Annotated in this window: 18 protein-coding genes; 2 read left to right on the top strand and 16 right to left on the bottom strand. The window is 62.3% G+C overall.

Going from position 1 to position 22,852, the window contains the following annotated elements:
- Positions 1 to 69: 69 nt before the first annotated feature.
- From GEI7407_RS02500 to GEI7407_RS02480, 5 genes are all read right to left on the bottom strand, one after another.
- A complete protein-coding gene (locus GEI7407_RS02500; protein WP_015170549.1) occupies positions 70 to 564 on the bottom strand; it encodes a hypothetical protein in 495 nt (164 codons plus the stop codon).
- A gap of 119 nt (positions 565 to 683) precedes the next feature.
- Complete coding sequence (locus GEI7407_RS02495) at positions 684 to 1,904, bottom strand: acetate/propionate family kinase (RefSeq protein ID WP_015170548.1); 1,221 nt, start codon at positions 1,902 to 1,904, stop codon at positions 684 to 686.
- Positions 1,905 to 1,938: 34 nt separating this feature from the next.
- The gene (locus GEI7407_RS02490) at positions 1,939 to 2,307 is read right to left on the bottom strand and encodes a Crp/Fnr family transcriptional regulator (RefSeq protein WP_015170547.1); all 369 of its coding nucleotides are present in this window, start codon (positions 2,305 to 2,307) and stop codon (positions 1,939 to 1,941) included.
- A gap of 279 nt (positions 2,308 to 2,586) precedes the next feature.
- Positions 2,587 to 3,771 (bottom strand): transaldolase, encoded by a 1,185-nt coding sequence (locus GEI7407_RS02485; protein ID WP_015170546.1) that lies wholly within the window; start codon positions 3,769 to 3,771, stop codon positions 2,587 to 2,589.
- A gap of 295 nt (positions 3,772 to 4,066) precedes the next feature.
- A complete protein-coding gene (locus GEI7407_RS02480; RefSeq protein ID WP_015170545.1) occupies positions 4,067 to 6,442 on the bottom strand; it encodes a phosphoketolase in 2,376 nt (791 codons plus the stop codon).
- Positions 6,443 to 6,892: 450 nt separating this feature from the next.
- On the opposite strand from GEI7407_RS02480, the gene GEI7407_RS02475 reads away from it, so the two are divergent.
- Positions 6,893 to 8,785: an ArsA family ATPase gene (locus tag GEI7407_RS02475; protein ID WP_015170544.1), complete on the top strand. Its 1,893-nt coding sequence runs from the start codon at positions 6,893 to 6,895 to the stop codon at positions 8,783 to 8,785.
- A 478-nt stretch (positions 8,786 to 9,263) separates the two neighbouring features.
- Here GEI7407_RS02475 and GEI7407_RS02470 read toward each other — a convergent pair whose 3' ends face one another.
- The 11 genes from GEI7407_RS02470 to GEI7407_RS02420 form a co-directional block, all read right to left on the bottom strand.
- The gene (locus tag GEI7407_RS02470) at positions 9,264 to 10,493 is read right to left on the bottom strand and encodes a DNA double-strand break repair nuclease NurA (RefSeq protein WP_015170543.1); all 1,230 of its coding nucleotides are present in this window, start codon (positions 10,491 to 10,493) and stop codon (positions 9,264 to 9,266) included.
- Positions 10,494 to 10,560: 67 nt separating this feature from the next.
- A complete protein-coding gene (locus GEI7407_RS02465; protein WP_015170542.1) occupies positions 10,561 to 11,694 on the bottom strand; it encodes a serine/threonine-protein kinase in 1,134 nt (377 codons plus the stop codon).
- Between the two features lie 358 nt (positions 11,695 to 12,052).
- Positions 12,053 to 12,646 carry a nucleoside triphosphate pyrophosphatase gene (locus GEI7407_RS02460; protein ID WP_041268243.1) on the bottom strand — a complete coding sequence of 198 codons (594 nt, stop codon included), beginning with the start codon at positions 12,644 to 12,646 and terminating at the stop codon, positions 12,053 to 12,055.
- Between the two features lie 8 nt (positions 12,647 to 12,654).
- Entirely contained in the window at positions 12,655 to 13,194 is a 540-nt protein-coding gene (gene psbP / locus GEI7407_RS02455; RefSeq protein ID WP_015170540.1) for a photosystem II reaction center PsbP, read from the bottom strand.
- Positions 13,195 to 13,394: 200 nt separating this feature from the next.
- Entirely contained in the window at positions 13,395 to 13,676 is a 282-nt protein-coding gene (locus GEI7407_RS02450; RefSeq protein ID WP_015170539.1) for a hypothetical protein, read from the bottom strand.
- A 100-nt stretch (positions 13,677 to 13,776) separates the two neighbouring features.
- Positions 13,777 to 14,616, bottom strand: coding sequence for a hypothetical protein (locus GEI7407_RS02445; protein ID WP_223294474.1), 840 nt, complete (start codon positions 14,614 to 14,616; stop codon positions 13,777 to 13,779).
- 13 nt (positions 14,617 to 14,629) lie between these two features.
- Positions 14,630 to 16,135 (bottom strand): adenylate/guanylate cyclase domain-containing protein, encoded by a 1,506-nt coding sequence (locus GEI7407_RS02440; RefSeq protein WP_015170537.1) that lies wholly within the window; start codon positions 16,133 to 16,135, stop codon positions 14,630 to 14,632.
- Positions 16,136 to 16,307: 172 nt separating this feature from the next.
- A complete protein-coding gene (gene larB, locus GEI7407_RS02435; RefSeq protein ID WP_015170536.1) occupies positions 16,308 to 17,099 on the bottom strand; it encodes a nickel pincer cofactor biosynthesis protein LarB in 792 nt (263 codons plus the stop codon).
- 35 nt (positions 17,100 to 17,134) lie between these two features.
- Positions 17,135 to 18,955 carry an ABC transporter substrate-binding protein gene (locus GEI7407_RS02430; protein WP_015170535.1) on the bottom strand — a complete coding sequence of 607 codons (1,821 nt, stop codon included), beginning with the start codon at positions 18,953 to 18,955 and terminating at the stop codon, positions 17,135 to 17,137.
- 2 nt (positions 18,956 to 18,957) lie between these two features.
- Positions 18,958 to 20,784 (bottom strand): ABC transporter substrate-binding protein, encoded by a 1,827-nt coding sequence (locus tag GEI7407_RS02425; RefSeq protein ID WP_015170534.1) that lies wholly within the window; start codon positions 20,782 to 20,784, stop codon positions 18,958 to 18,960.
- A gap of 83 nt (positions 20,785 to 20,867) precedes the next feature.
- The gene (locus GEI7407_RS02420) at positions 20,868 to 21,557 is read right to left on the bottom strand and encodes an SDR family oxidoreductase (RefSeq protein ID WP_015170533.1); all 690 of its coding nucleotides are present in this window, start codon (positions 21,555 to 21,557) and stop codon (positions 20,868 to 20,870) included.
- A 94-nt stretch (positions 21,558 to 21,651) separates the two neighbouring features.
- On the opposite strand from GEI7407_RS02420, the gene GEI7407_RS02415 reads away from it, so the two are divergent.
- Positions 21,652 to 22,848 (top strand): Coenzyme F420 hydrogenase/dehydrogenase, beta subunit C-terminal domain, encoded by a 1,197-nt coding sequence (locus tag GEI7407_RS02415; protein WP_015170532.1) that lies wholly within the window; start codon positions 21,652 to 21,654, stop codon positions 22,846 to 22,848.
- The last annotated feature ends 4 nt before the right edge of the window (positions 22,849 to 22,852 follow it).

The raw sequence follows: 22,852 nt of genomic DNA, 5'->3' as shown, positions 1-22,852 counted from the left end.
GGGTGGGGTCTCGTTTGGCTAGTGGTTTTGGCTGGGATTGCGGCCCATTGGGCGACTTGCGATCGCGGGCTATGACTTTTTTGCTAGAGCCTTAGTCCACCGACTAAACGTCGGGAAATGGGTGCGAACAAAGCTTTCGGTGTCTATCTCGGCCTCATAAGCCAGACTCACAAACGGCGGCAACAGCGACAACGCTCCTTTCAGTTTTGCAGCCGCAGGAGTTCCGGGTTTGCTCACCTCGGCATAAATCTTTTTGAGATAGTCCAACACCTCGTCAGGATATTGCTGACTCGTTTGCAGTTTCTCGGTTTGCTCAACAATTTCAGCAACGATCACCTCCGCCTCTGGCTCAGTGATCGCGGCTATCCCTGACTGCTCCGCCAAGATCTGCCAATACTCTTTTTCATATTCTCGAATCTTAGGTTTTATCTCCAAAACCAACGTTTGTTGAGCCTGGATGCTCGGCCTTCCTGTATTTAGCAGTATGTCCCGCTCTAGTTGCTCGTGTTGCTCCCATAAGATTTTCAAAAACTCTTCAACTGTGCGTAGGCGATCGCTCGTCATCCGTGGCTCCAGAACCCAAACGTCAGTATTTCGGTTTTACCCGATCTGTCTCGAAATACTGATTAGGTTTTTACCGAATTGCAGAAAATTCGTGAACTCTTTCTCAGGGCTTCGCTAGCCTACTGGTCTGGCGTCAGCAATCGGTAGCACTCCTGGGCGATCAGCCAGTCCTCTTGGGTGTGGACCACCAGGATTCGCGCCGTCGAATCTGGGGCCGCGATGTCCGCGTCTCGGGGCGACGCGGCATTTTGGGCCTCGTCCAGCCGCACCCCCAGAAAAGCCAATCCCTCGCACACCGCCGATCGCAGAGGCCCGTGGTGCTCCCCCACCCCCGCCGTGAAGACCAGGGCATCGAGCCCACCGATCGCGGGCAGCATCGACGCGATCGCCCCTCGCAGGCGATGCACATAGATATCGAAGGCTAGCTGGGCGCGGGGATTTCCCTGGGCGATCGCCTGCCAGATCTGGCGCATGTCCGCCGAAATTCCCGAAATCCCCTTGAGGCCCGACTCCCGGTTGAGCAGGCGATCGAGCTCCTCTACACTCATTTCCCCTTGGCGCAGCAGATGCAGCAGCAGCCCCGGATCCACCGACCCCGAGCGACTGCCCATCATCAGCCCCTCCAGCGGCGTGAAGCCCATGGTCGTATCCAGGCTCCGGCCCCCGCGCAGCGCCGCCAGGGAGCAGCCATTGCCCAGGTGGGCGATCACCATTCGCCGGTCAGGACGAGGCCCCAAGATCTGCTCAACCCGCTGGACACAGTACTGGTAGCTGATGCCGTGGAAGCCGTAGCGCCGCAGCCCCTGCTCTCGCCAGGCGTAGGGGCCTGGGTAGACCGCCGCCGCCTGGGGGAGCGTGCTGTGAAAAGCCGTATCAAACACCGCCACCTGGGGCACCTCGCCCAGATGGGCCTCCACCGACTCGATGCCCGCCAGGTTGGCTGGGTTATGGACCGGGGCGATCGCCGCTAGACGGGCGATCGCCTCCTTCACCGGGGGCGTCACGCGGGTACTCTCGCGGTACTCCTGGCCGCCGTGAACCACCCGATGCCCCACCGCCGCGATCGCCGCTGGCGACTCGATTACCTGAGTCTCGCCGCTCCACAGCGTCCGGAGCAAAAACGCCATCGACTCCGATCGCGACTCCGGATTGAGCTCCCAGCGGCGACACACCCCCGCCTGGGTTTTCACCGTCAGCTCCGCCACCGTCGCCTGGTGGGTCCAGTCCAGATGGGCCTCCCACAGCGGCGCTGGTACGGGGTCCGGCAGCGTTGCGCTGTCCACCTCGTACAAACAGCTCTTTTGGCTGCTCGAGCCCGCATTCAAGACCAGGATCTTCATGGTCGCCCCTGAGAAACGGCTGCCAGCGATCGCCCTAGAGGCTGTGGGCCAAACGATCGAGGCGATCGGAGTAGGTCTGCATCACATTGAGGGCAAACATCGGCGTCTCCTGGACCGCAAACAAAAAGCGCTGCTGATCGAGAAAAGCCAGCTTGCAGGTGGTTTTCGCGATCGCCGTATAGGGTCGGTTGGCGTGGCCCAGCAGCGCCCCAATTCCAAAAACAGAGCTCGCAGAGAGCACCTCCACCGTCTTGCCGTCTACCTGGAGCTCCACTTCTCCGTCCAGGATGCCGTACATATAGTTCGCTGGCTGTCCCGCCTGGAAGATAGCCGTACCGGCTTCGACAATTTTGGGATCTGCCTGTTTTTGGAAAATTTTGACAGTTGCTGCGGGTTCTAACATCGTGCGTTCTCAGACTCAGTAAAACAACACCGGACAAACGCAGGGCGACCGGAAACTCGGTCCCCCAAAGTAGGGACACAAGGGGCTAGCGCTCAGGCATCAGCAAGGCACTCCTCCAAAACCGGCAGGCTGGCGTGAGGTGCACCAGCCCCGGCTAGGGAGTGTTTTGCGTGACCAGCTGGCAATGATCCAGACTACAGCGCTTTCCAGCAGATGTTAGGAGCGCTACAGCACCTTCCGGGGTCTCTCTGGGCTGTGGGCGATCGCCCACAGCCAGCCTCAAGCGCTGGTCTTGGCCAGCTGCAAGACCGCGCCTAGACCCGCGCCCATCTCTTCCGGCGTGATTTTGCCGTCCTTATTGACATCGAGAGCATCAAAAACCGCATCGGTCCCCAGCCACTCTTCGCGGGTGATGAAGCCATCGCCATCGAGGTCATAGAGGCAGAACAGCTCTTGGGCCGCGGTGTTGACGGGCTCGGGGCCTTCTAGCTGGCTGAGGCGATCGATCAGCAGCGCCTCCAGGGTTTCGAGGGCCTTGGTAAAGCCGGTGATCCCTTCGTCGAGCTTCTCCGAGGCCATGCGGTTCTCGGTGTGGAGCCGCTCAAAGGTGGCCTGGTCCATGGACTGGCGCTCAAGCTTCAGCGTGGCTGCGTGAGCGGGATCGAGCTTGCGGGGCAGGTCGGCCTGGGTCGCCTGAAGCTCGCTCAGCAGGGCCGGGGAAATGGTGAGCAGATCGCAGCCTGCCAGCTCGGTGATTTCGCCCGCGTTGCGGAAGCTGGCACCCATGACCTCGGTCTTGTAGCCAAACTTTTTGTAGTAGTTGTAGATCTCGGTGACCGACAGCACGCCGGGATCTTCGGCAGCGGAGTAGCTGTCGCGACCGGTCTCTTTTTTGTACCAGTCGAGGATGCGGCCCACAAAGGGAGAAATCAGGGTGACGCCCGCTTCGGCACAGGCGATCGCCTGATGGAGGCCAAACAGCAGGGTCAAGTTGCAGTGAATGCCCTCTTTTTCCAGGATTTCGGCGGCGCGGATACCCTCCCAAGTCGAAGCAATCTTGATCAAAACGCGATCGCGCCCGATCCCCGCAGCTTGGTATTCCGAGATCAGGTAGCGGGCCTTGGCGACCGTGGCCTCGGTGTCGTAGGACAGCCGGGCATCCACCTCCGTGGACACGCGCCCCGGAATGATTTGCAGAATCTTCAGGCCAAAGGCGATCGCCAGCCGATCAAAGGCCAAGTTCGCCACCGCCGACGCCTCAGCCGCCGCGCCTAGATCTTGGCGAGCCTGCGTGAGGGTGTTGTCCACGATCTCTTGATACTGGGGCATCTGGGCCGCCGCCGTGATCAAAGAGGGGTTGGTGGTGGCATCCCGAGGCTTAAATTTCTCGATGGCCTGAATGTCGCCAGTGTCGGCCACCACGACGGTCATTTCGCGTAGCTGATCGAGCAAGCTCTTGGACATAGTTCTCTCATCAATGATGGTGTCAAGGGTGGGGTCGGCGATCGGACGCAACGGTGATTGCGGTAGGCCCCAGGCATTTTCGACATCAGGGGACAGCCTCTGGTGTTCCCCCGCGCTAGGGTCTCCGCTGGGCGATCGGTCCGGTGTGGTCCTGCCCCCACCAACCTCCCCAAATGTATCGGATGGCTCGGGTTCTCGCCCAGTTTCGCCACAAACGTTCAAACCTGGCGAGGTTTGGGGGCGATCGCGGCCTTGCTCAGAGCCGCGCGCGATCGCCCCTCCCCCGCTCAGCGCCCTAGTAGTGCCACTGCCAGTCGCGAATCGCGGGCATATCGTCGCCGTAGGTGGTGATGTACTGCTTGTGCTCGATGAGCTGGTCCGCCAGCATCTGGCGCACGTGGGCACCCTTCACCTGGAGCCCCGGCACCCGGTCAATCACGTCCATCACCAAGTGGAAGCGATCGAGGTCATTGAGCACCACCATGTCAAAGGGCGTCGTCGTCGTTCCCTCTTCCTTGTAGCCGCGCACGTGGAGATTTTTGTGGTTGGTGCGGCGGTAGGTGAGGCGGTGAATCAGCCAGGGATAGCCGTGGTAGGCGAAGATCACCGGCTTATCCAGGGTAAAGAGGCTGTCAAACGCCTTGTCGCTGATGCCGTGGGGGTGCTCCGTGTCAGGCTGGAGAGTCATCAGGTCCACCACGTTGATAAAGCGCACCTTCAGCTCAGGGAAGTGCTGGCGCAGGATATCTACCGCAGCCAGAGCCTCCAGGGTAGGGATGTCCCCCGCACAGGCCAGCACCACATCGGGTTCGCTGCCCTGGTCGTTGCTGGCCCACTCCCAAATGCCCAGACCCTTGGTGCAGTGCTTGATGGCCTCATCCATGGTCAGGTACTGGAGGGCGGGCTGCTTCCCGGCCACGATCACGTTCACGTAGTGGCGGCTGCGCAGACAGTGGTCGGTCACCGACAGCAGGGTGTTGGCGTCGGGGGGCAGATAGACCCGCACCACCTCGGCTTTTTTGTTGACCACATGGTCAATGAAGCCGGGATCTTGGTGACTAAAGCCGTTGTGGTCCTGGCGCCAGACGTGGGAGGTCAGAAGGTAGTTGAGAGAGGCCAGGGGACGCCGCCACGGAATATGGCGCGTGGTTTTCAGCCACTTGGCGTGCTGGTTGAACATCGAGTCGATGATGTGGATGAAGGCCTCGTAGCAGGAGAAGAAGCCGTGGCGACCGGTGAGGAGGTAGCCTTCGAGCCAGCCCTGGCAGGTGTTCTCGCTGAGGATCTCCATGATGCGGCCGTCGGGAGAGAGCTGGTCATCGTCGGGCAGGTAGTCGCCCAGCCAGGTGCGATCGCTCGCTTCGAGGACCGAGCCCAGTCGGTTGGAGGCGGTTTCGTCGGGGCCAAACAGCCGGAAGGTCTCGGGGTTGCGCTTCATCACGTCCCGCAAGAAATTCCCCATGACGCGGGTGGCTTCGGCGATCGTGCCTCCCCGCTTGGGCACCTCCACCGCATAGTCCCGGAAGTCCGGCATCCGCAGGTCTTGGAGCACCACGCCGCCGTTGGTGTGGGGATTGGCCCCCATGCGGCGATCGCCCTCGGGCGCTAGCTCCGCCAGCTCCGCGATCAGCCGCCCCTTTGAGTCAAACAGCTCCTCCGGCTTGTAGCTCTTGAGCCACTCTTCCAGCATCTGGACATGGCCCGGATGTTTGGCCATGTCGGCCAGGGGCACCTGGTGCGATCGCCAGGAACCCTCGGTTTTCTTGCCGTCCACTTCCTTGGGGCCGGTCCAGCCCTTGGGCGATCGCAGGACGATCATGGGCCACTGGGGCCGCCCCTTGAAGCCCTGGGTGCGGGCATCGCGCTGAATTGCCTTGATTTCGGCGATCGCCGTATCCAGGGTCGCCGCCATTTTTTGGTGCATCTCCACCGGATCCGAGCCCTCGACAAAATAGGGCTTGTAGCCGTAGCCCACCATCAGGCTCTCCAGCTCCGCCGGGCTAATGCGCGCCAGCACCGTCGGATTGGCGATCTTGTAGCCGTTGAGGTGCAAAATCGGCAGCACCGCCCCATCCCCAATGGGATTGAGGAATTTATTCGAGTGCCACGACGTGGCCAGGGCCCCGGTTTCCGCCTCGCCGTCGCCCACCACACAGGCCACGATCAGGTCAGGATTGTCGAAGGCCGCCCCAAAGGCATGGGACAGCGCATAGCCCAGCTCGCCCCCTTCATGGATCGAGCCTGGGGTCTCCGGCGCTACGTGGCTGGGAATCCCGCCCGGAAACGAGAACTGCTTGAAGAGCGCCTGCATGCCCTCCTCATCCTGGGCGATGTTGGGGTAGACCTCGCTGTAGATGCCTTCGAGATAGGTGTTGGCCACCAGCCCCGGCCCGCCATGCCCCGGCCCCGCCACGTAGAGCATGTCGAGGTCGTAGGCCTTGATCACCCGATTGAGATGGGCGTAGATGAAATTCAGGCCCGGCGTCGTCCCCCAGTGGCCCAGCAGGCGCGGCTTGATGTGCTCGAGCTTCAGGGGCTCCTTGAGCAGGGGATTGTCTAGCAAATAAATCTGCCCCACAGACAGATAGTTTGCCGCCCGCCAGTAGGCATGGATTTTGCGCAATTCCTCATCGGTGAGGGGTTTGTTGTTTGTCGAAGTTGCTACAACCATTTTTAATGTTTAGACTGATTGATCGCTCTTTTTCGTTTGAACTGTCTGCTCAGGCTATTTCAGTTGCCCCTATTTTAGTGATCCCCCGGGAAAACGCCTGGAATTTGGCAGTCATTTAGCGTTTTTCAGAATCATCCCCAGGCCAGAGGAGAACGAAAGAACGCTTTGCTAGCCAAGCAGATTTGTCCCTGAAGCGATCGCCCATTGCCGCCATTCTAGAAGGAGAAAGATCGTCAAGATTGAGCCTTCGAAGATGGCGTCTCACCCACCCCGGCGATCGCAAACTTAGCCGTTTTACGGCGCTATTTTTGACAGAAACCGCGAGCGCTTGTTTGTTATCTAAATCACGTTTTAGGGTGAAGGTCGGCCAGAGGCCACCAACCCCGCCAAGCCCCGCATTTTCTCCGTGTCCCTCGGTCCGCCCAGCCCCAAACGGGGCACACTAATCCCATGACTCACCCCCTCCCTCTCGTCCCTTCTCTGGAACTGCTGCTGATCAGCGGCAAAGGCGGCGTCGGTAAAACCACCCTCGCCTGCACCTTGGCGCGGCAGTGGGCCGCCAGCCAGCCCGGGGAGCAGGTTTTGCTGCTGTCGACGGATCCGGCCCACTCCCTGGGCGACGTCCTGCAAGAGACCGTGGGACAGGACGCTCAACCCCTGGGCGATCGCCCCAATCTGGCCGTGCGCGCCCTCGACGCCAAAACCCTGCTGCAAGACTTCAAGGCGCGCTACGGCGACCTGCTCGAGCTGCTCGTCGAGCGGGGCAGCTTCGTGGACAACGAAGACCTGACACCCGTGTGGGATCTCGACTGGCCCGGAGCCGACGAGCTCATGAGCATCCTAGAGATCCAGCGCATCCTGCGAGAGCGCGAGGCCGATCGGGTAGTGGTGGACATGGCCCCCAGCGGCCACACCCTGAACCTATTCGAGCTGATGGACTTCTTGGACACCCTGCTCGAAGCGCTAAATCTTTTTCAGGAAAAGCACCGCGTCCTGGTCCAGACCCTGGCGGGCCGCTACACCCCCGACGAGGCCGACGACTTCTTGCGGGATCTGCGCCGCGACCTGACCGAGGGCCGCCAGCTGCTCCAAGACGCCCAGCGCACCGCTTGCTGGATCGTGGCGATCGCCGAACCCATGAGCTGGCTCGAAACCCAGCGCTTCCTCGACGCCTTGACGGCATTGGGCATCCCCTGCGGCGGCTTCCTAGTCAACCAAATCCAGACCGCCCCGCTCAGCGACGATCGCGCCTACGAACAGCAGCAGCTCCTGCAAAAATTCCAGCACCTGGCGGGCGATCGCCCCGTGTGGATCTGCCCGCAGCAAGGGATCGCCCCCGTTGGCAGCCGCGCCCTCGACGCCCTCGCCCCCCAGCTCCAGCCCTTCCACGCCGCCGAAACCCCCGCGATCGCCGCCCCACCCACCATCCAGTGGCCCGAGCCCATTCCCCCCGGCCTGCCCGACCTCCTCGCCGACGGCCGCCGCCTGATCATCATCGGCGGCAAAGGCGGCGTCGGCAAAACCACCGTCGCCGCCGCCCTCGCCCTCGGCCTCGCCCAGCGCCACCGCGATCGCCGCCTGCAAGTCATCTCCATCGACCCCGCCCACTCCCTCGGCGACGCCTTTGGCCAGCCCCTCGACCACGACCCCCAGCCCCTCCTGCCCAACCTCCTGGGCCAAGAAATCAACGCCGATCGCGTCCTCGACCAGTTTCGGGCCGACTACCTGTGGGAGCTCGCCGAAATGATGAGCGGCGGCAACGACGACAGCACCCTCCAGATCGCCTACGGCCCCCAAGCCTGGCGGGCGATCGCCGATCAGGCCCTGCCCGGCGTCGACGAAATGCTGTCCCTGCTCACCGTAATGGATTTGCTCGATCGCGGCGACCTCGACCTGATCCTCCTCGACACCGCCCCCACCGGCCACCTGCTGCGCTTCCTCGAAATGCCCAGCGCCCTCGCCGACTGGCTCGCCTGGATCTTCAAACTCTGGATCAAATACCAAAACGTCCTGGGCCGCACCGACTTCATGGGCCGCCTGCGATCGCTCCGTCAGCGCGTCCTCCAGGCCCAAAAAAAACTACAAGACCCCGCCCACACCGAATTTATCAGCGTCCTGCAAAACCAAAGCGCCATCATCGCCGAAACCCAGCGCCTCACCCACGCCATCGACCAGCTTCACATCCCCCAACACTACGCCATCCTCAACCGCCACCAGCCCCACCAAACCAGCCCCAGCGAACACTTCCCCCACCAAACCCTCATCCACCTCCCCGACCTCCCCCGCTCCGTCCCCCCCAGAGAACGCCTCCAACACGCCGCCCACCTGCTCCTCCAACACTAAAACCCAGCGCCGCCCGAACCCGCCCATTTCTCCCAGATCTACCAACGCCCTCTCCCCCAAATCTGCCAACACCCTCTCCCCCAGATCTGCTTTTGTGCGCCAGCACAAACCACCCCACCCCAGCCCAAGCCCAGCCCCCAAACCTCTCCCCAGCACTCTTATCGCGAAGGGGTCTGGGGGGAAAGCGCATTCCCCCCAGCGGGGGCTTGGGGGTAGCACCCCCAAAGACCGCCATCGCTGAGCCCCAAAAGCCCATAAACCAACACACGAATTCTCCTAACACCCTCTCTCCCAGATCTGCTTTTGTGCGCCAGCACAAACCACCCCACCCCAGACCCAGCCCAGCCCCCAAACCTCTCCCCAGCACTCTTATCGCGAAGGGGTCTGGGGGGAAAGCGCTTTCCCCCCAGCGGGGGCTTGGGGGTAGCACCCCCAAAGACCGCCATCGCTGAGCCCCAAAAGCCCATAAACCGAAGACCTAAGCAATACTTCCCCGCTTCCGAGCTTCCTTGTAAGAAATCCCAATATTTTGTAGGCCCGCCCGCAGCATCTGCTGCTCCAGCAGCGCAAAAAACCGCGCGCGATCGCCCCCCCGCACCACCGCCTGATTGTGCGCCTCCGCCAGCGCCACCGGATAGCCATAGCCCTTCTGGACCTGCGCCAGCGTCAGCCGCAGCGCCCAATCCAGCAGCACCCTGTCCTCCGCCACCCAAGCCGGAAACTCCACCCGAGCCACCTCCGGCCCCACATGGAGATAGCAGAAATAAATCCGCTGAGGCTCCTCATATAGCTCCAAAATCCGCGCCCAGCTGCGCCAGAGCGGCCCCCGAAACCCCGGCTTCAGCGAGCCCGCCCACAGCAGCGAATCCCGCAGCGGACTAAACACCTGACACGGCGCATTCTCCACCGCCCCCGCACAGTGGGTCGCACAATCCGGATTGGCATAGGGGCAGCTCTCCAGTCGGAAAAAATTCAGCGCCTCCGTACTGCGGGACGCGCTCAGATAGCTCACCAGAGGCACCCCCAGCTGACGGATTTGCTCCCAGGCTGCCAAAATCGGCGGCAAAATGCGATCGCGCGCCTCCGCCGGTAACCCCTCCAAAAACCAATAGATCAGCGAGCCATCCACCATCGCCAAACAAGGCGACGACTCCAACAGCGACGGCTGCACCACCCCCGAGCCAGAGGCGATCGCCCCCGAGCCCGCCACCTCCTGCACCAAATCCGCCAGCACCACCGACTCCAACACCGTCCGCTGATAGCCCATCCACTCCTCCGTCCGCACGCCCCACTGACGCGACAGATAGAGGTCCTCCGCCCGATACACCACCTCCGGCAGACTATCGAGCAGCGGCGCGCAGGCCTGCCCATAGTGCAGCACCACCCGCCCCACATTCAGCAAATAGCAGTAGGCAATCTCATGGTGATTGGGGGCCATCTGCGACCCATCCGTCGCCACCACCGAATGCAGCGCCGGGGCCGGACCCACCTCCACCATCGTCTCCAGCGGCTCCACCGGCTCCGCCGCCGCAAATCCCAGGCGATCGCTCCACTCCCGGCGCTGCTCCACCAGCACATCCTGCCGCCGAATGGCCCGCGCCAAAAGCTGCTGCACCCGCTCCAGACGCTGGCGACTCGCGATCGCCTCCTGAGCTAGGTGCTGACTCATGCCCTGCATTTGCAGCGCTAACTTTGTGAGATCCAGCATGGAGAATCACTCTCGCAGTTTCTCCCCATTGTGCGCCGAGCGATCGCCCTCGATCCATCGCCAGATCCTAGGCGTGCCCCGTCGACTCCTCCATCATCGTGTTGCGCCGCAAGCTGTACTGCCACACTTCCCGCGCCTTCGCCCGCGCCCGCCAGTCCCGAATCGCGCTGGCCGTCCGGCTCGCAGGCGAAGCATAGTTCTTACCCATGCGCCGCGCCGCCCCCACCGCATCTTCATCCTCATCGCCCCAGGGCGACGACTTCGCCGGCCGGCGCTGCACATTCATGCACTGGGCCAGACTGTCCAGGTGATCCTCCAGATCGAGGGCCCGCAGCACTTCCTCCGCCGACTGATAGCGCTCCCGCAGCGACGACTTGAGCATTTTGTCGAGCACCTTGCCCAGGTGATCGCTGACCGTCACCATATCGCGCCAGCGCACGTCCCCCGTAAAGGTATCCACGTCGTAGTCCACCGGCCGCTCGCCCGTCAGCAGATAGAGGCAGGTCACCCCCACCGCAAAAATATCGCTGGAATACACCGGCCGCAGCGCAAACTGCTCCGGCGGCGCAAAGCCCACCGTCCCCACAAACTGGGTCGAATGGCGACAGCTCGTCTCGCCCGCCTGGGCGATCTGCTCCTTGACCGCGCCAAAGTCGATCAGCACCAGCCGCCCATCGTCGCGGCAGCGAATCAAGTTGGGGGGCTTGATGTCGCGGTGAATCACGCAATTTTGGTGAACGTACTGCAAAAGCGGCAGAATCTCGCGCAGAAACTGCTTGACGGCCTCCTCGGACCAGGGACCCGATCGCCGCACCTCTTTCGCCAGCGTCACCCCGCGAATATATTCCTGAACCAGATAAAACTCGCCATCGACCTCAAAGTAGTCGATCAGGCTGGGAATCTGGGAGTGGCTGCCGAGCTTGCTGAGGATCGCCGCTTCTCGGTGGAAGCGCATCCGAGCGCGCTGCAACGCTTCGGGGTTGTTGACCTTGGGACAGAGCTGCTTGATAACGCACAGCGGCTCCCAGGGCAGGGTGATGTCTTTGGCCAGGAAGGTAACGCCGAAGCCTCCTCGACCCAATATCCGTAGAATTTCGTAGCGATCGCGAAACAGCTGTGTCGAGCCGCAAATTTGACCGAGAGCAGTCTCTTGCAGCACATCAGCGTGAGGGTTTGATAGCCGGGCAGGAGGGCAATTCATCGATCTAAGGCCAAGGATGGACAAGGAGGAATCACGATGGGCTCCAGTCCCAAAGGACCAGACAGGTATGACGTTGCCTTTATGACCAGTTTAGAAAAAGATTGGGGGTTTTGTTGAAATCTTCACAGATCGATTGGGAGCGCCTTGAAAGTCTGTGTGAAGAATTATGGGCAGCCAGTACACTCAGAGACCGTGTTCTAAAAAACACCCCGGTCGGCTCCTAAAACAAAATCTCTCCTTCGGTAGATTTTGCCCAATCGCCCCTCCCCGCTTCAGGACGATCCGCACGAAAAAAGCGTGCCCCAAAAGACACGCTCCCGGGGGGCGATCGCCCCCCCGATCAAGACCCAGAGCGGCTCTAGGCCCAGAAATCCACCACCTGATAGCCCAGCTCCGTCATCATCTGACGCAGCAGCGGCATACTCAGACCGATCACATTGGTGTGGCAGCCGTCCAGCTTCTCCACAAACAGACTGCCCTGGCCCTCCAGGGCGAAGCAGCCCGCGCAGACCAGCGGTTCTCCCGTGGCCACGTAGGCCTCGATTTCCGCATCGCTGACCGCCGCAAAATGCACGCGGGTCACCCGGTGGCGCACCACCTGGCGGTGACGGGTGCGATCGAGCAGGGCGTGGCCCGTATAGAGGTCGCCCACCTGACCGCGCATCTGGCGCCAGCGGGCGATCGCCTCCTCAGGGTTCGCCGGTTTGCCGTGAATCTCGCCCCGCAGAGCCAGCACCGAATCGCAGCCGAGCACCAGCCCCTGGGGAAACTCCGACGCCACGGTTTCCGCCTTGCAGCGGGCCAGGGTTTCCACCAAAACCCCCGGATTGGGGTCTTGGACCAGCGATTCATCAAAATGGCTCGTGCGCACCACCGGCTCGATCCCGGCCATTTGCAGCAGACGCCGCCGGGCCGGCGACGCAGACGCCAAAACAAAGGTTGGCATACTCATCGCCTCGCCTAGTAGACCGTGAAGGAGCTAACCACGGTCTTGAAGCGCTCCGCCATCTTGGGCCAGCGCCGCTCGGGCGTAGAAACATTGAAGGTCAACAGTCGGCCTCGGCTCACCGCAGCGCTGGCGAGGTTGTGGCGCTTTTGGTTGGGCAGCTCGACCTCGTACTCCAGCAAGTAGTAGGTGATGCCCTGGGATTCGCGGGCCTCAGCGTTCACCAGCTCGGCCTTGCGACCGGCCTCGACCGAGGAAATAATGCTTTGGGCCAGACGCTGACCCAGTTCAGAGGGCGTACCCAGGTCTTGGAGGGTTTGCCCTTCTTCGACCGGGTTGATGACCACGCTGACGTTTTCGGTCTCTTCGATCAGGTCGTGAAAGACGACGTCCGGGCCACCAGACACTTTTACAGACACCCATCCGGTCGGGTACAAGAATTCGTAGCCTTTGTTGGTGTTGACGTAGCTGTTGAGGCCCGCTCCTCCCGAGACGCAGCCCGACAGGCCCAGACACAGCACCGCGAGCAGGACGGCGGCAAATCGTTTCAGCATTGCGTGACTTTTCTCCAAACCTCTGCAAACTCAGCCCAGGCGTCACAGGTTCGCGATCGCCCGCAGGCGGCAGCTTTCGGCGCTATTTCCGTTGAGACGCTGGCGAAGAGGCCCAAGCCTCCCCAGCCCCCTCAGAAAGGTCGAGGCTGCGCACCACCGGTTCCCATTGTCCCATTGCTCGCAGTGGTTGGGGCGATCGCCTAGGGCTCAGGGCTCCAGTCTGGGCACGCAGAGTCCTCGGGCCAGCCCGCCGGATAGAAGCCGCACACCAAAACGGTGCGGGTAGCGCGGCTCTGACCGTAGGCGATGCCGTGGTAGTGCTGGCAGCCAACACAGGTCGAGGGCCGCGTAGGGGCAGTGTCGTTGAAGCCCAGCTGCGATCGCAAAATCTGCAATTTGCTTTGGTGACGGTGCCAGCGCTGGTGGTCCGCTTTGATAAAAAAGTAGTTCGCCCGCTGGAACGGATCGGGAGCCGTGGTCATAGCAGGGGCAGGTGGCGAAGGATACCCCCTAGCCTACTCAGAATTTGGGTCGCTGTACTCGGTACAGAGGCAGAAGTGATCCCCCGGAAAGTCACCAAAATCACCGAGCGTAGCCGGTTTCTCGCAAAAAGCTCCGCAGCTCACTGAAGTACTGCTCGCGATCGCTGTAGCGGTACACCTGACGCAGCCGTCGCCAGCCGTCTTCTTCCTGGCCCAGCAAATACTTGTCCGCCATATAGGCCGCTAGCACCCCTCGCACCTCCAGGGCGTCATGGTTCGGATTTTCGCGGCGGACGCGCTCAAAGCTCTGCCACCAGCGAAAGGCGTCATTGTAGATTCGCGCTGGGTACTGGCGCGTCACATCGGTCCAGCGCCCCGCCCGATAGTTCCAAATCTGCACCGGGACCCCAGAGCCCGCAAAGGAGGTGAACTGATAGGCGAAACGGGGATCCGCCGACACAAATTCCGGCACTGCGTCGCCGTTGAGGAACTCCCGGCGGTAGGAATAATCTCGCCAATCTTTGGTGGATGCCTGGTAGGTGTTTTGATCGGGCAGATAGCGATAAATGTTCGAGACCGTGCAGCAGTGAGCCCCGCCGGTGTACAGGTCCAAGATCACCTCTGGCTCACCGTCGGCGTCTAGATCCTGAATCTCGACTGGGACCTCGCCCCGAGCCGCCAAGGCCACCAAATTGGACTCGGGCACTGCTGCATCGAGGAGGGTTTGGCCCTGACGGCTGATCTGGATGCGCACATTGTTGACAAAGCGGCTGTCGGGCTCGGGGTCGTAGGAGACTTCCGCCGAAATGGGGCCATTCACCAGGGTTTTGGTTTCGGCCTGGGCTGGCAAGGCCACGCTACTCAGCACAGCTAGGCTCAGGCCAAGGGTCGTCAGGAGCGATCGCGCTTTCATGGGGACATCTCCGGCTGCAGCAGCCAATCAAGGGATGCTTCTAGACCACAGGCACCGAAGACACTTTTCCGGTCAACCAGTAGGTCACCATGCTGCCCCGACCCCGGACATCGATGGGGCCGCGCTCTTCGAATTCGTAGCGATCGCGCAGGCACTCGTAGGTGGAGGCCGTCACCTGGATGCCATTGGGCAGGCCGTGGGACTCCATGCGGCTGGCCACATTCACCGTGTCGCCCCACAGGTCATAAATAAATTTCTTGGTGCCGATCACCCCCGCCACCACCGGGCCGGTGTTGATGCCGATGCGGATGCTCAGCTCGAAGTCGTGGCTTTGGTTGAAGTGCTCGACCGCTTCCAGCATGGCCAGGGCCATCTCGGCGATCGCCTCCGCGTGGTCGGGGCGCGGCATCGGCAGGCCCCCCACCACCATGTAGGCATCGCCAATCGTCTTGATTTTCTCTAGGCCGAACTGCTCGGTCAGATGATCAAAGGCCGAGAAAATCTCGTTGAGCAGGCCCACCAGCTGCTCCGGCGCAATCTGGGCCGACAGCTCCGTAAAGCCGACAATGTCAGCGAACAAAATCGTCACGTCCGAAAAGCCATTGGCGATGTGGTTGTGGCCCTGCTTGAGCTTCTCGGCGATCGGCTGAGGCAAGATATTCAGCAGCAGCTGCTCAGCCTTTTGCTGCTCCCGCGCCAGCTCGGCATTGGTCTCCCGCAGAGCCAGCGTGCGATCGGCCACCCGCAGCTCCAGCTCCTGGGAGGTCTGGCGCAGCCGCCCGATCACCAGCAGCAGACCCACCAGCGCCAAGACCGAGAGGATCAGCATGGTCAGGGCCGTCCCCCGCAGTCCCTCGCGAGTCTGCTCGATCACCGAGTCCAGGGGCGTAATGATCTCCAAAATTCCCCGCACGTCCCCGGCCTTCCAGTCTCGCTTGGGGCTGTCGGGGTGCTGGTTGTGGCAGTTGACGCAGCTCGCCTTGAGGATGTCGGCCTGGGCATAGCGAAAGCTAGCCTGACCATTGAAGGTTTCCAGGCGAGTAAAGGGGGTCTGGGGGTCGCGCTGGAGCTGGGCGATCGCCGCTCGCTCAAAGTCGTCCTGGGGACCGCCGGTAGCCTGACGCCAGGGAAAAGGGTAGTTGCTAAAGAGGCGCACCACCATGCCAGAGTTGGTGTCCTCGATGCGGTGCCCCAGCTCGATCAGGTAGGTCGCCGGTAGCGGGACAGCCCCCTCTTGCTCGCGATAGGCATGGGTGACAGTCACCCCAGAGGATTGCTCCAGGCGCTGAACGACGTCGGTGTTGTAGAGGGTGCGGGCCTCCTGGATCACCTGGGCGTACAGGGTGGCGTTGCGCAGGGCCTGGGTCTCGACCAAGTTGGACGCCAAGCGCGAGGTATTCCAGAAGGCAGCCAGGCCACCCGCCAGCACCAGCAAGACCAGCAGCAGGACCGTCCGGCGATAGATCAGGCGCTGAATGGGCCGCAGGATAAACCGCCGGAGCAGTCCGCGAGGCGTTAAGCTAGCGAGAATTTGATCTCTGGGCATGGCTGCTGTTGAGGGGGGCTTTGGAATCTGGGCGATCGCACCTTTTGCCGTTGCCAGCCGCAGGGAGGGAACGAGTCTGGTTTTGAGGACGGTCTACAACGACCCTAGCTGGAATTTCGCACATCCCCATCCCCGACGCCACTGTGGGGGCGATCGCAGGCTCCCAGGTTCGTCACGCATCCCCAACGGGCGATCGCGCTAGGCGGTGAGCCGTCCGCAAAATCTGACCGGCCAGCACCGCCGCCCCGAAGCCATTATCAATATTCACAACGCCAATTCCGGCCGCACAGGAATTTAGCATCGTCAGGAGCGCCGACAGCCCCTGGAAGCTCGCCCCATAGCCCACGCTGGTCGGCACTGCGATCACCGGACAGGAGGCCAAACCCGCCACCACGCTGGGCAGCGCCCCTTCCATACCCGCCACCACGATCAGCACATCGGCCTGATCGATTACGTGGCGATTATTTAGCAGGCGATGGATGCCGGCCACCCCCACATCCCACAGCCGCCGCACCCGAAAGCCCGACAGCTCCGCCGTCATCGCCGCCTCTTCGGCCACCGCTAGGTCCGCCGTCCCCGCCGACAGCAAGCTGATGGTGCCGGGGTAGCGGGGCTCGAGGTGCTCCGGCGCCAGCGCGCAAATGCGGGCCATGGGAAAGTAGCGCGCATCCGGCACCTGCTGCTCGATCTGGGCAGCCACCTCCGGCGTGATGCGCGTCGCCATCACCACCGAGGTCCGCTGGCGCATCACCTGCATGATTTCGGCGATCTGGCCCGGCGTTTTGCCCGGTCCCCAGATCACCTCTGGGAAGCCCGTTCGCAGGGCGCGGTGGTGGTCGATGTTGGCAAATTCGCCCACCGGCTCAAAGTCAAAATATCTCAGTTTCTCCAGGGCAGAGTCGGGGCTGGTCTGGCCAGCCGCTACCGACTCCAGCAAAACACGCAGCGCTTCAGGTTCAGTCACGGCTCTCTCTCAGAAAAAGGTCGCCCCCAAAGGGGTTAGTCGTTTTTGATTTTAATTTCTCGCAGGTTCCACAGGCCCCAGGTCGGCAAGCTGGAGTACTTTACGCCGTCGAGGCGATCGCGCCCCGCCATCAGCGCCAACTCCGCCACCAGGTGAATCACCGGCAGCTCCTCCTGGACGATTTGCTGAAACTCGCCGTAGATCGCCCGCCGCTTCGCTTCGTCTAGCTCCTGAGCCCCCGCCGTAAACAGCCGGTCGATCTCCCGCTCCCAGGGGTAGGGCTGCCAGCCGTCGAGGGGCGGCTGGCCGGGCTGGGGACCGAGGTTGAAGACGTGGGAGCCGCCGCCGCTAGTCCACAGATTAGCGCCGGAGTGAGGTTCAGCGCTGCCGGTGAAGCCGATCAGGTGGGCGTCCCAGTCGCGGGAGTCCGTCAGCTTGCTGGTCAAAGCATTGAAGTCGATGGGCGTGAAGTCCACCTGCATGCCGATCTTGGCCAAGTCGCTGCGAATTTGGGAGCCGATCGCCTCACGGATCTTGTTGCCGCTGTTGGTGAGTAGGGTGAACTGCACCCGGTTGCCGTCGCTATCCAAGAGCTCGCCGCGATCGCCATAGCGAAACCCCGCCGACTCCAGCAGCGATCGCGCCTTGGCTGGGTCATAACCATAGGTCTTGAGGCCCTGGTCTGGCGACAAAAAGTAGGGGCTCTGGAAAGACACCGGCGAGTCTTGCAGCTCTCCCAGGCCGCGAAACACATTGTTGAGCAGCTTGGGGCGATCGATGGCGTAGGCCACCGCCTGCCGAAACGCCTTCTGCTGAAACCAGCGCGCCTTCACCGGATTCACCACCGGCTGCCCCTGGGCGTCGCGGCCCTGGTTGAGGTTAAAGCTCAAGAACGTCGTTCCCGACCAGGGGCCACCGCCGTAGACCTGGAAGTTTCCCCGATCCTCCTCCCGCCGCAGCAGCGCAAAGTACTCCGGCCGCAGGGGGCGCGTATCTCCCATCACGTCCAGATCCCCCGACCGAAACCGCAGCAGCTGGGTATCGGTGGACTCGACGATTTGCCAGATTACCCGGTCGATATAGGGGAGCGGCTGGCCTGCCTCATCCCGCCGCCAGTAGTAGGGATTGCGGCGAAAAATCACTCGCTGCCCTGGCACGTACTGGTCGATCAGGTAGGGGCCGCTGGTCACGATGGAGCGCGGGTCCGCCCCCGTGGACCAGGTCGAGAGAAACTCCAGCGTGCCGTCGGGGTTGCGGGTGCGGGTGGCGGCCTCTAGGGCATGGCGGGGCAGGATCGCGACGCCGGTGGGGGGACCAATGGTGGTGCGCAGCAGGGGCGCGAAGGGCTCCGGCAAGATGAACTCCACCTCGCGATCGCTGCGTTTCTGGACCTCGGGGAAGCGGCCCTCGGCCCCAATGCGCAGACCGTCGGCTCCGTCCGTGGGGATGTCGGGGTTGAAGATCACCTGTTGATAGGTAAAAATCACGTCATCGGCGGTCAGGGGCTCGCCGTCGGACCAGCGCAGCCCCTCCCGCAGCCGAAAGCGCACCCGCGTGCCGTCCTCCGAGATCGTCCAGGCCTCGGCGAGGGCCGGCTCGATGAAGCCCGTTTCCCCGTTTTCCGCCGTCAGCCCCTCGTAGGTAAACAGAAAAACATTGGGAAACTCCTGGTTGAGGGCCTGGTTAAAGGTTTTGGGGTTGCTCAGGGTCGCCAGGACGATCTGGGAGCCCTGGGCGGCAGCCACCCGCAGCTCGGAGGAGCGGCAGCCCACCAGACACAGGGCGATCGCCAGACACAGAGCGATCGCCCGTTTCCAGCCCTGACGCTTCTTAAGGAGCGATCGCACCCTTTCCATCGCTACTCCGCTCGCAGCTCCGCCTTCAGCGCCGACTGCTCCACCAGCCGCAGCAGCGGTGCATTCCACAGGATCTGGTACACGCTGCTCTGCAGCGGCGACATCTCGACATTCTGCAAGCGATTTTTCACCGCCGCCAGGGCGTAGCCATTCACCAAGTGGATGTAGGGCAGGTACTCCTGGGCTAGCTGCTGGGTTTCGGCATAGATTGCCTTGCGCTTCGCCTCATCGAGCTCCCGAGCCCCCTGGATATAGAGCTCTCCAATGCGGGCCTCCCAGTCGTAGACCTCCCGCCCTTCGACCGGCGGCTGTCCCGGCAGCGGCTTTTGGTTGAAGCTATGGAGGCCTCCGTCCGGCGACCAGATATTGAAGCCGTTGTTGGGCTCGACGCCGCCGGTAAAGGCCAGGAAGTGGCACTCCCAGTCCAAAGAATTGGTGATTTTTTCCACCAGCGTGCCGAAGTCGATGGGCTGGAAGTCCACCTGCATGCCGATCTTGCCGAGATCTTGGCGAATCTGGGAGCCGATGGAGTCACCGAGGCGGCCGCCGGTCGGCGCCAGCAGCGTAAAGCGCACCCGGTTGCCGTCCTGATCGAGCAGCTGATTGGCCGCGTCATAGCGGAAGCCCACCGACTGGAGCAGCTGCCGCGCCTTCTCGGGGTTGTGGTCGTAGACCTTGAGGCCCTCCTGGCGGGAGAGATAGTAGGGGCTCTGGACCGAGATGGGCGAATCCTGGGGCTGTCCCAAGCCGCGCAGGGTGTTGTTGATCATCTTTTCGCGATCGATGGCGTAGGCCACCGCCTGACGAAATTCCACCGTGTTGAACCAGCGGGACTTGATGGGGTCGATCAGAGGTTTGCCGTTGCGGCTGCCCTTGTTCAGGTTGAAGGAAATGAAGGTGGTGCCGGAGTCGGGGCCGCCATTGTAGATGGTGAAGTTGCTGCGCTTTTCTTCCTGCTTGAGCAGGGCAAAGGAGGCGACGCCGATATTGAGCAGATCCAGGCCGCCGGCCCGGAACTGGAGCAGGCCCGTTTCGGGGGATTCGACGATCTGCCAGACAAAGCGCTCAATGGAGGGCAGCGGGTTTCCCTGATCGTCGCGCTGCCAGTAGTGGGGGTTGCGGCGAAAGACCACGCGCTGGTTGGTGATGTAGCGCTCGATGGTGTACGGACCGTTGACGATGATGTCTTGGGGCGGGGTGTCGATGCCCAGGGCCGTGACGAATTTGGGGCGGCCGTCGGGTTCTTTTTGGGTAACCAGGGGCTCGAGGGAGTGCTGGGGCAGGATGGGGAAGCCGGTGATGCGCAGGAAGGGCGCAAAGGGCTCGGGGGTGGTGAACTCCACTTCGCGATCGCTGATTTTGCGGACGCTGGGGAGCTGGCCGCTGACGCCGATGCGCAGCACGTCCCGGGCATCGGTGGGGATGTCGGGGTTGAGGTAGACCTGATCGTAGGTGAAGACAACGTCATCGGCGGTCAGGGGTTCGCCGTCGGACCACTTGAGCCCCTCCCGGAGCCGAAACCGGATGCGCAGATTGTCGTCGGAGACCTCCCAGGACTCGGCTTGGGCCGGCACGATGGCGCCCTGGGCGTCTTCGGTGATCAGCCCTTCGTAGAGAAAGCCGAAGACGTTGGGCGACTGCTGGCTGAGGACGTAGTTAAAGGTTTTGGGCTCGGTGGTGGTGATGCCCACCACCTGCGGCACCTGGGCCGTGTCTTGGTTTTTGAAGTTTTCGAGGCTACAGGCGGGAAGGGCGATCGCCATCAGCCCGCAGCAGGCGATCGCCAACCAGCGACGCCACCAGCGGCGGAGGGAAACGGTCATGGGCATGGATCAACATCTGCGACAGTCCGTGCCCAGTATTGTACGAGGATTGCTTCGGGTTCGCCCTCCCGGTCTAGGAGTTTTCGCAGCTAGGCGGGCACCGTCAGGGCCGCGCCATTGTCGCGGGCGCTGAGCTTGAGCAAAAAAGCCACGGCGCGGCGGCCCCAGACTTTGAGGGGGGTGTAGGAGGCTGCCGCTGGGCCAAAGCAGATTTCCAGCATGTCGGTGTGGATGATGCCGGGGTTGAGGGCGATCGCCGCCATGCCCAGGGGCAGCTCCTGAGCCAGGGACTGGGTGAGACCCTCGATGGCCCACTTGCTGGCGCAGTAGGGGGCCACCTCCGGCGAGGTCGACCGGCCCCAGCCCGAGCTGAAGTTGACGATCACGCCGCTGTTGCGATCGGCCATAGCGGGCAAAAAGTGGCGGATCACGTTGGCCACGCCCTTGATATTGACGTCGATCACTCGATTAAATTCTTCGCTGGGCACCTCCCACAGGGGCGCCAGGTGGTTGATCACGCCCGCATTATTCAGCAGCAAATCCGGGGGACCGTACTGGGCGATCGCCCGCTCGGCCCAGGCCTGGACCTGATCTTCTTCCGTCACATCCACCACCGCAAAGTCATGGGGCGCCCCAAAGCGCGCTTGCAGCTCCGCCGCCGCCTCCGGCGTCTGGACGCAGCCCAGCACCTGGTGCCCCGCCAAAACAAACTCCTCCGTCATCGCTCGCCCCAGGCCCCGACTTACCCCCGTAATGACGACCACGCGTTGATTTGCCATCGCAGCATCCCTCCTATGAATTGGGAAATACCATAGGGCAAGGCCGTGCGGTATCGTGATCAAACAGTGGCAACCTCATCACACCCGCAAGCCCATGACCTCGGTGCAACCTCATAAAAAAGCCAAAGCTTTAAAATCCTCTAGTCGCCGTCCGGCCAAAGAACTGTGTAGCGAATGTGGCCTGTGCGACACCTACTATATCCACTATGTCAAAGAAGCCTGCGCTTTTCTCAATCAGCAGATTGCGGACCTAGAAGCCGAGGCCCACGGGCGATCGCGCGATCTCGAGCAGTGGGACGACTGCTACTTTGGCGTTCACCAGACCATGATGGCGGCCCGCAAGCAGCAGCCCATCGAAGGAGCCCAGTGGACCGGCATCGTCAGCAGTCTGGCCATCGAGATGCTCAATCGGGGCTGGGTTGAGGGCGTGGTGTGCGTCCAAAATACCGAGAGCGATCGCTTTGGGCCGCAGCCGGTGATCGCCCGCACCCCCGAAGAGATCCTGGCCGCCCGCGTCAACAAGCCGACCCTTTCTCCGAACCTGTCGGTGCTGGAGCTAGTCGAGCAATCCGGCCTCAAGAAGCTGCTGGTGATCGGCGTGGGCTGCCAAATCCAGGCCCTGCGAGCCGTCCAGGACAAGCTCGGCCTCGAAAAGCTCTACGTCCTCGGCACGCCCTGCGTCGACAACGTCAGCCGCGACGGCCTGCAAAAGTTCTTGGAAACCACCAGTCGATCGCCTGAAACCGTCGTCCACTACGAGTTCATGCAGGACTTCCGGGTCCACTTTAAGCACGAAGACGGCTCCATCGAGAAGGTCCCCTTCTTTGGCCTCAACACCAAAGAGCTCAAGGACGTGTTTGCCCCCTCTTGCCTGAGCTGCTTTGACTACGTCAACTCCCTGGCGGACCTGGTGGTGGGCTACATGGGCGCGCCCTTTGGCTGGCAGTGGATCGTGGTGCGCAACGATCGCGGCCAAGAGATGCTGGATCTGGTGATGGACCAGCTGGAGACCCAGCCGGTGATGTCCAAGGGCGATCGCCGGGCCGCCGTGCAGCAGAGCATCCCCGCCTACGAAAAGGGCGTCACCCTGCCCATGTGGGCCGCCCAGCTGATGGGGGTCGTGATCGAGAAAATCGGTCCCAAGGGCCTGGAGTACGCCCGCTTCTCCATCGATTCTCACTTCACGCGCAACTATCTCTACGTCCAGCGCAACCACCCCGAAAAGCTGGCGGACCACGTACCAGACTATGCCCAGCGCATCGTGGGCCAGTACCAGCTGCCCCAATCGTGATCTC

This window comes from Geitlerinema sp. PCC 7407 (genome assembly GCF_000317045.1).
Classification (GTDB): domain Bacteria; phylum Cyanobacteriota; class Cyanobacteriia; order PCC-7407; family PCC-7407; genus PCC-7407.
Note: the sequence above shows the minus strand (reverse complement) of the source record. Positions and strands in the feature narration are given on the sequence as shown.

What these genes read in the sequence shown, in the direction of transcription:
- GEI7407_RS02500 (WP_015170549.1), bottom strand. Translation starts at nt 564, where the DNA reads ATGACGAGCGATCGCCTACGCACAGTTGAAGAGTTTTTGAAAATCTTA.
- GEI7407_RS02495 (WP_015170548.1), bottom strand. Translation starts at nt 1,904, where the DNA reads ATGAAGATCCTGGTCTTGAATGCGGGCTCGAGCAGCCAAAAGAGCTGT.
- GEI7407_RS02490 (WP_015170547.1), bottom strand. Translation starts at nt 2,307, where the DNA reads ATGTTAGAACCCGCAGCAACTGTCAAAATTTTCCAAAAACAGGCAGAT.
- GEI7407_RS02485 (WP_015170546.1), bottom strand. Translation starts at nt 3,771, where the DNA reads ATGTCCAAGAGCTTGCTCGATCAGCTACGCGAAATGACCGTCGTGGTG.
- GEI7407_RS02480 (WP_015170545.1), bottom strand. Translation starts at nt 6,442, where the DNA reads ATGGTTGTAGCAACTTCGACAAACAACAAACCCCTCACCGATGAGGAA.
- GEI7407_RS02475 (WP_015170544.1), top strand. Translation starts at nt 6,893, where the DNA reads ATGACTCACCCCCTCCCTCTCGTCCCTTCTCTGGAACTGCTGCTGATC.
- GEI7407_RS02470 (WP_015170543.1), bottom strand. Translation starts at nt 10,493, where the DNA reads ATGCTGGATCTCACAAAGTTAGCGCTGCAAATGCAGGGCATGAGTCAG.
- GEI7407_RS02465 (WP_015170542.1), bottom strand. Translation starts at nt 11,694, where the DNA reads ATGAATTGCCCTCCTGCCCGGCTATCAAACCCTCACGCTGATGTGCTG.
- GEI7407_RS02460 (WP_041268243.1), bottom strand. Translation starts at nt 12,646, where the DNA reads ATGAGTATGCCAACCTTTGTTTTGGCGTCTGCGTCGCCGGCCCGGCGG.
- psbP (WP_015170540.1), bottom strand. Translation starts at nt 13,194, where the DNA reads ATGCTGAAACGATTTGCCGCCGTCCTGCTCGCGGTGCTGTGTCTGGGC.
- GEI7407_RS02450 (WP_015170539.1), bottom strand. Translation starts at nt 13,676, where the DNA reads ATGACCACGGCTCCCGATCCGTTCCAGCGGGCGAACTACTTTTTTATC.
- GEI7407_RS02440 (WP_015170537.1), bottom strand. Translation starts at nt 16,135, where the DNA reads ATGCCCAGAGATCAAATTCTCGCTAGCTTAACGCCTCGCGGACTGCTC.
- GEI7407_RS02430 (WP_015170535.1), bottom strand. Translation starts at nt 18,955, where the DNA reads ATGGAAAGGGTGCGATCGCTCCTTAAGAAGCGTCAGGGCTGGAAACGG.
- GEI7407_RS02425 (WP_015170534.1), bottom strand. Translation starts at nt 20,784, where the DNA reads ATGCCCATGACCGTTTCCCTCCGCCGCTGGTGGCGTCGCTGGTTGGCG.
- GEI7407_RS02420 (WP_015170533.1), bottom strand. Translation starts at nt 21,557, where the DNA reads ATGGCAAATCAACGCGTGGTCGTCATTACGGGGGTAAGTCGGGGCCTG.
- GEI7407_RS02415 (WP_015170532.1), top strand. Translation starts at nt 21,652, where the DNA reads ATGACCTCGGTGCAACCTCATAAAAAAGCCAAAGCTTTAAAATCCTCT.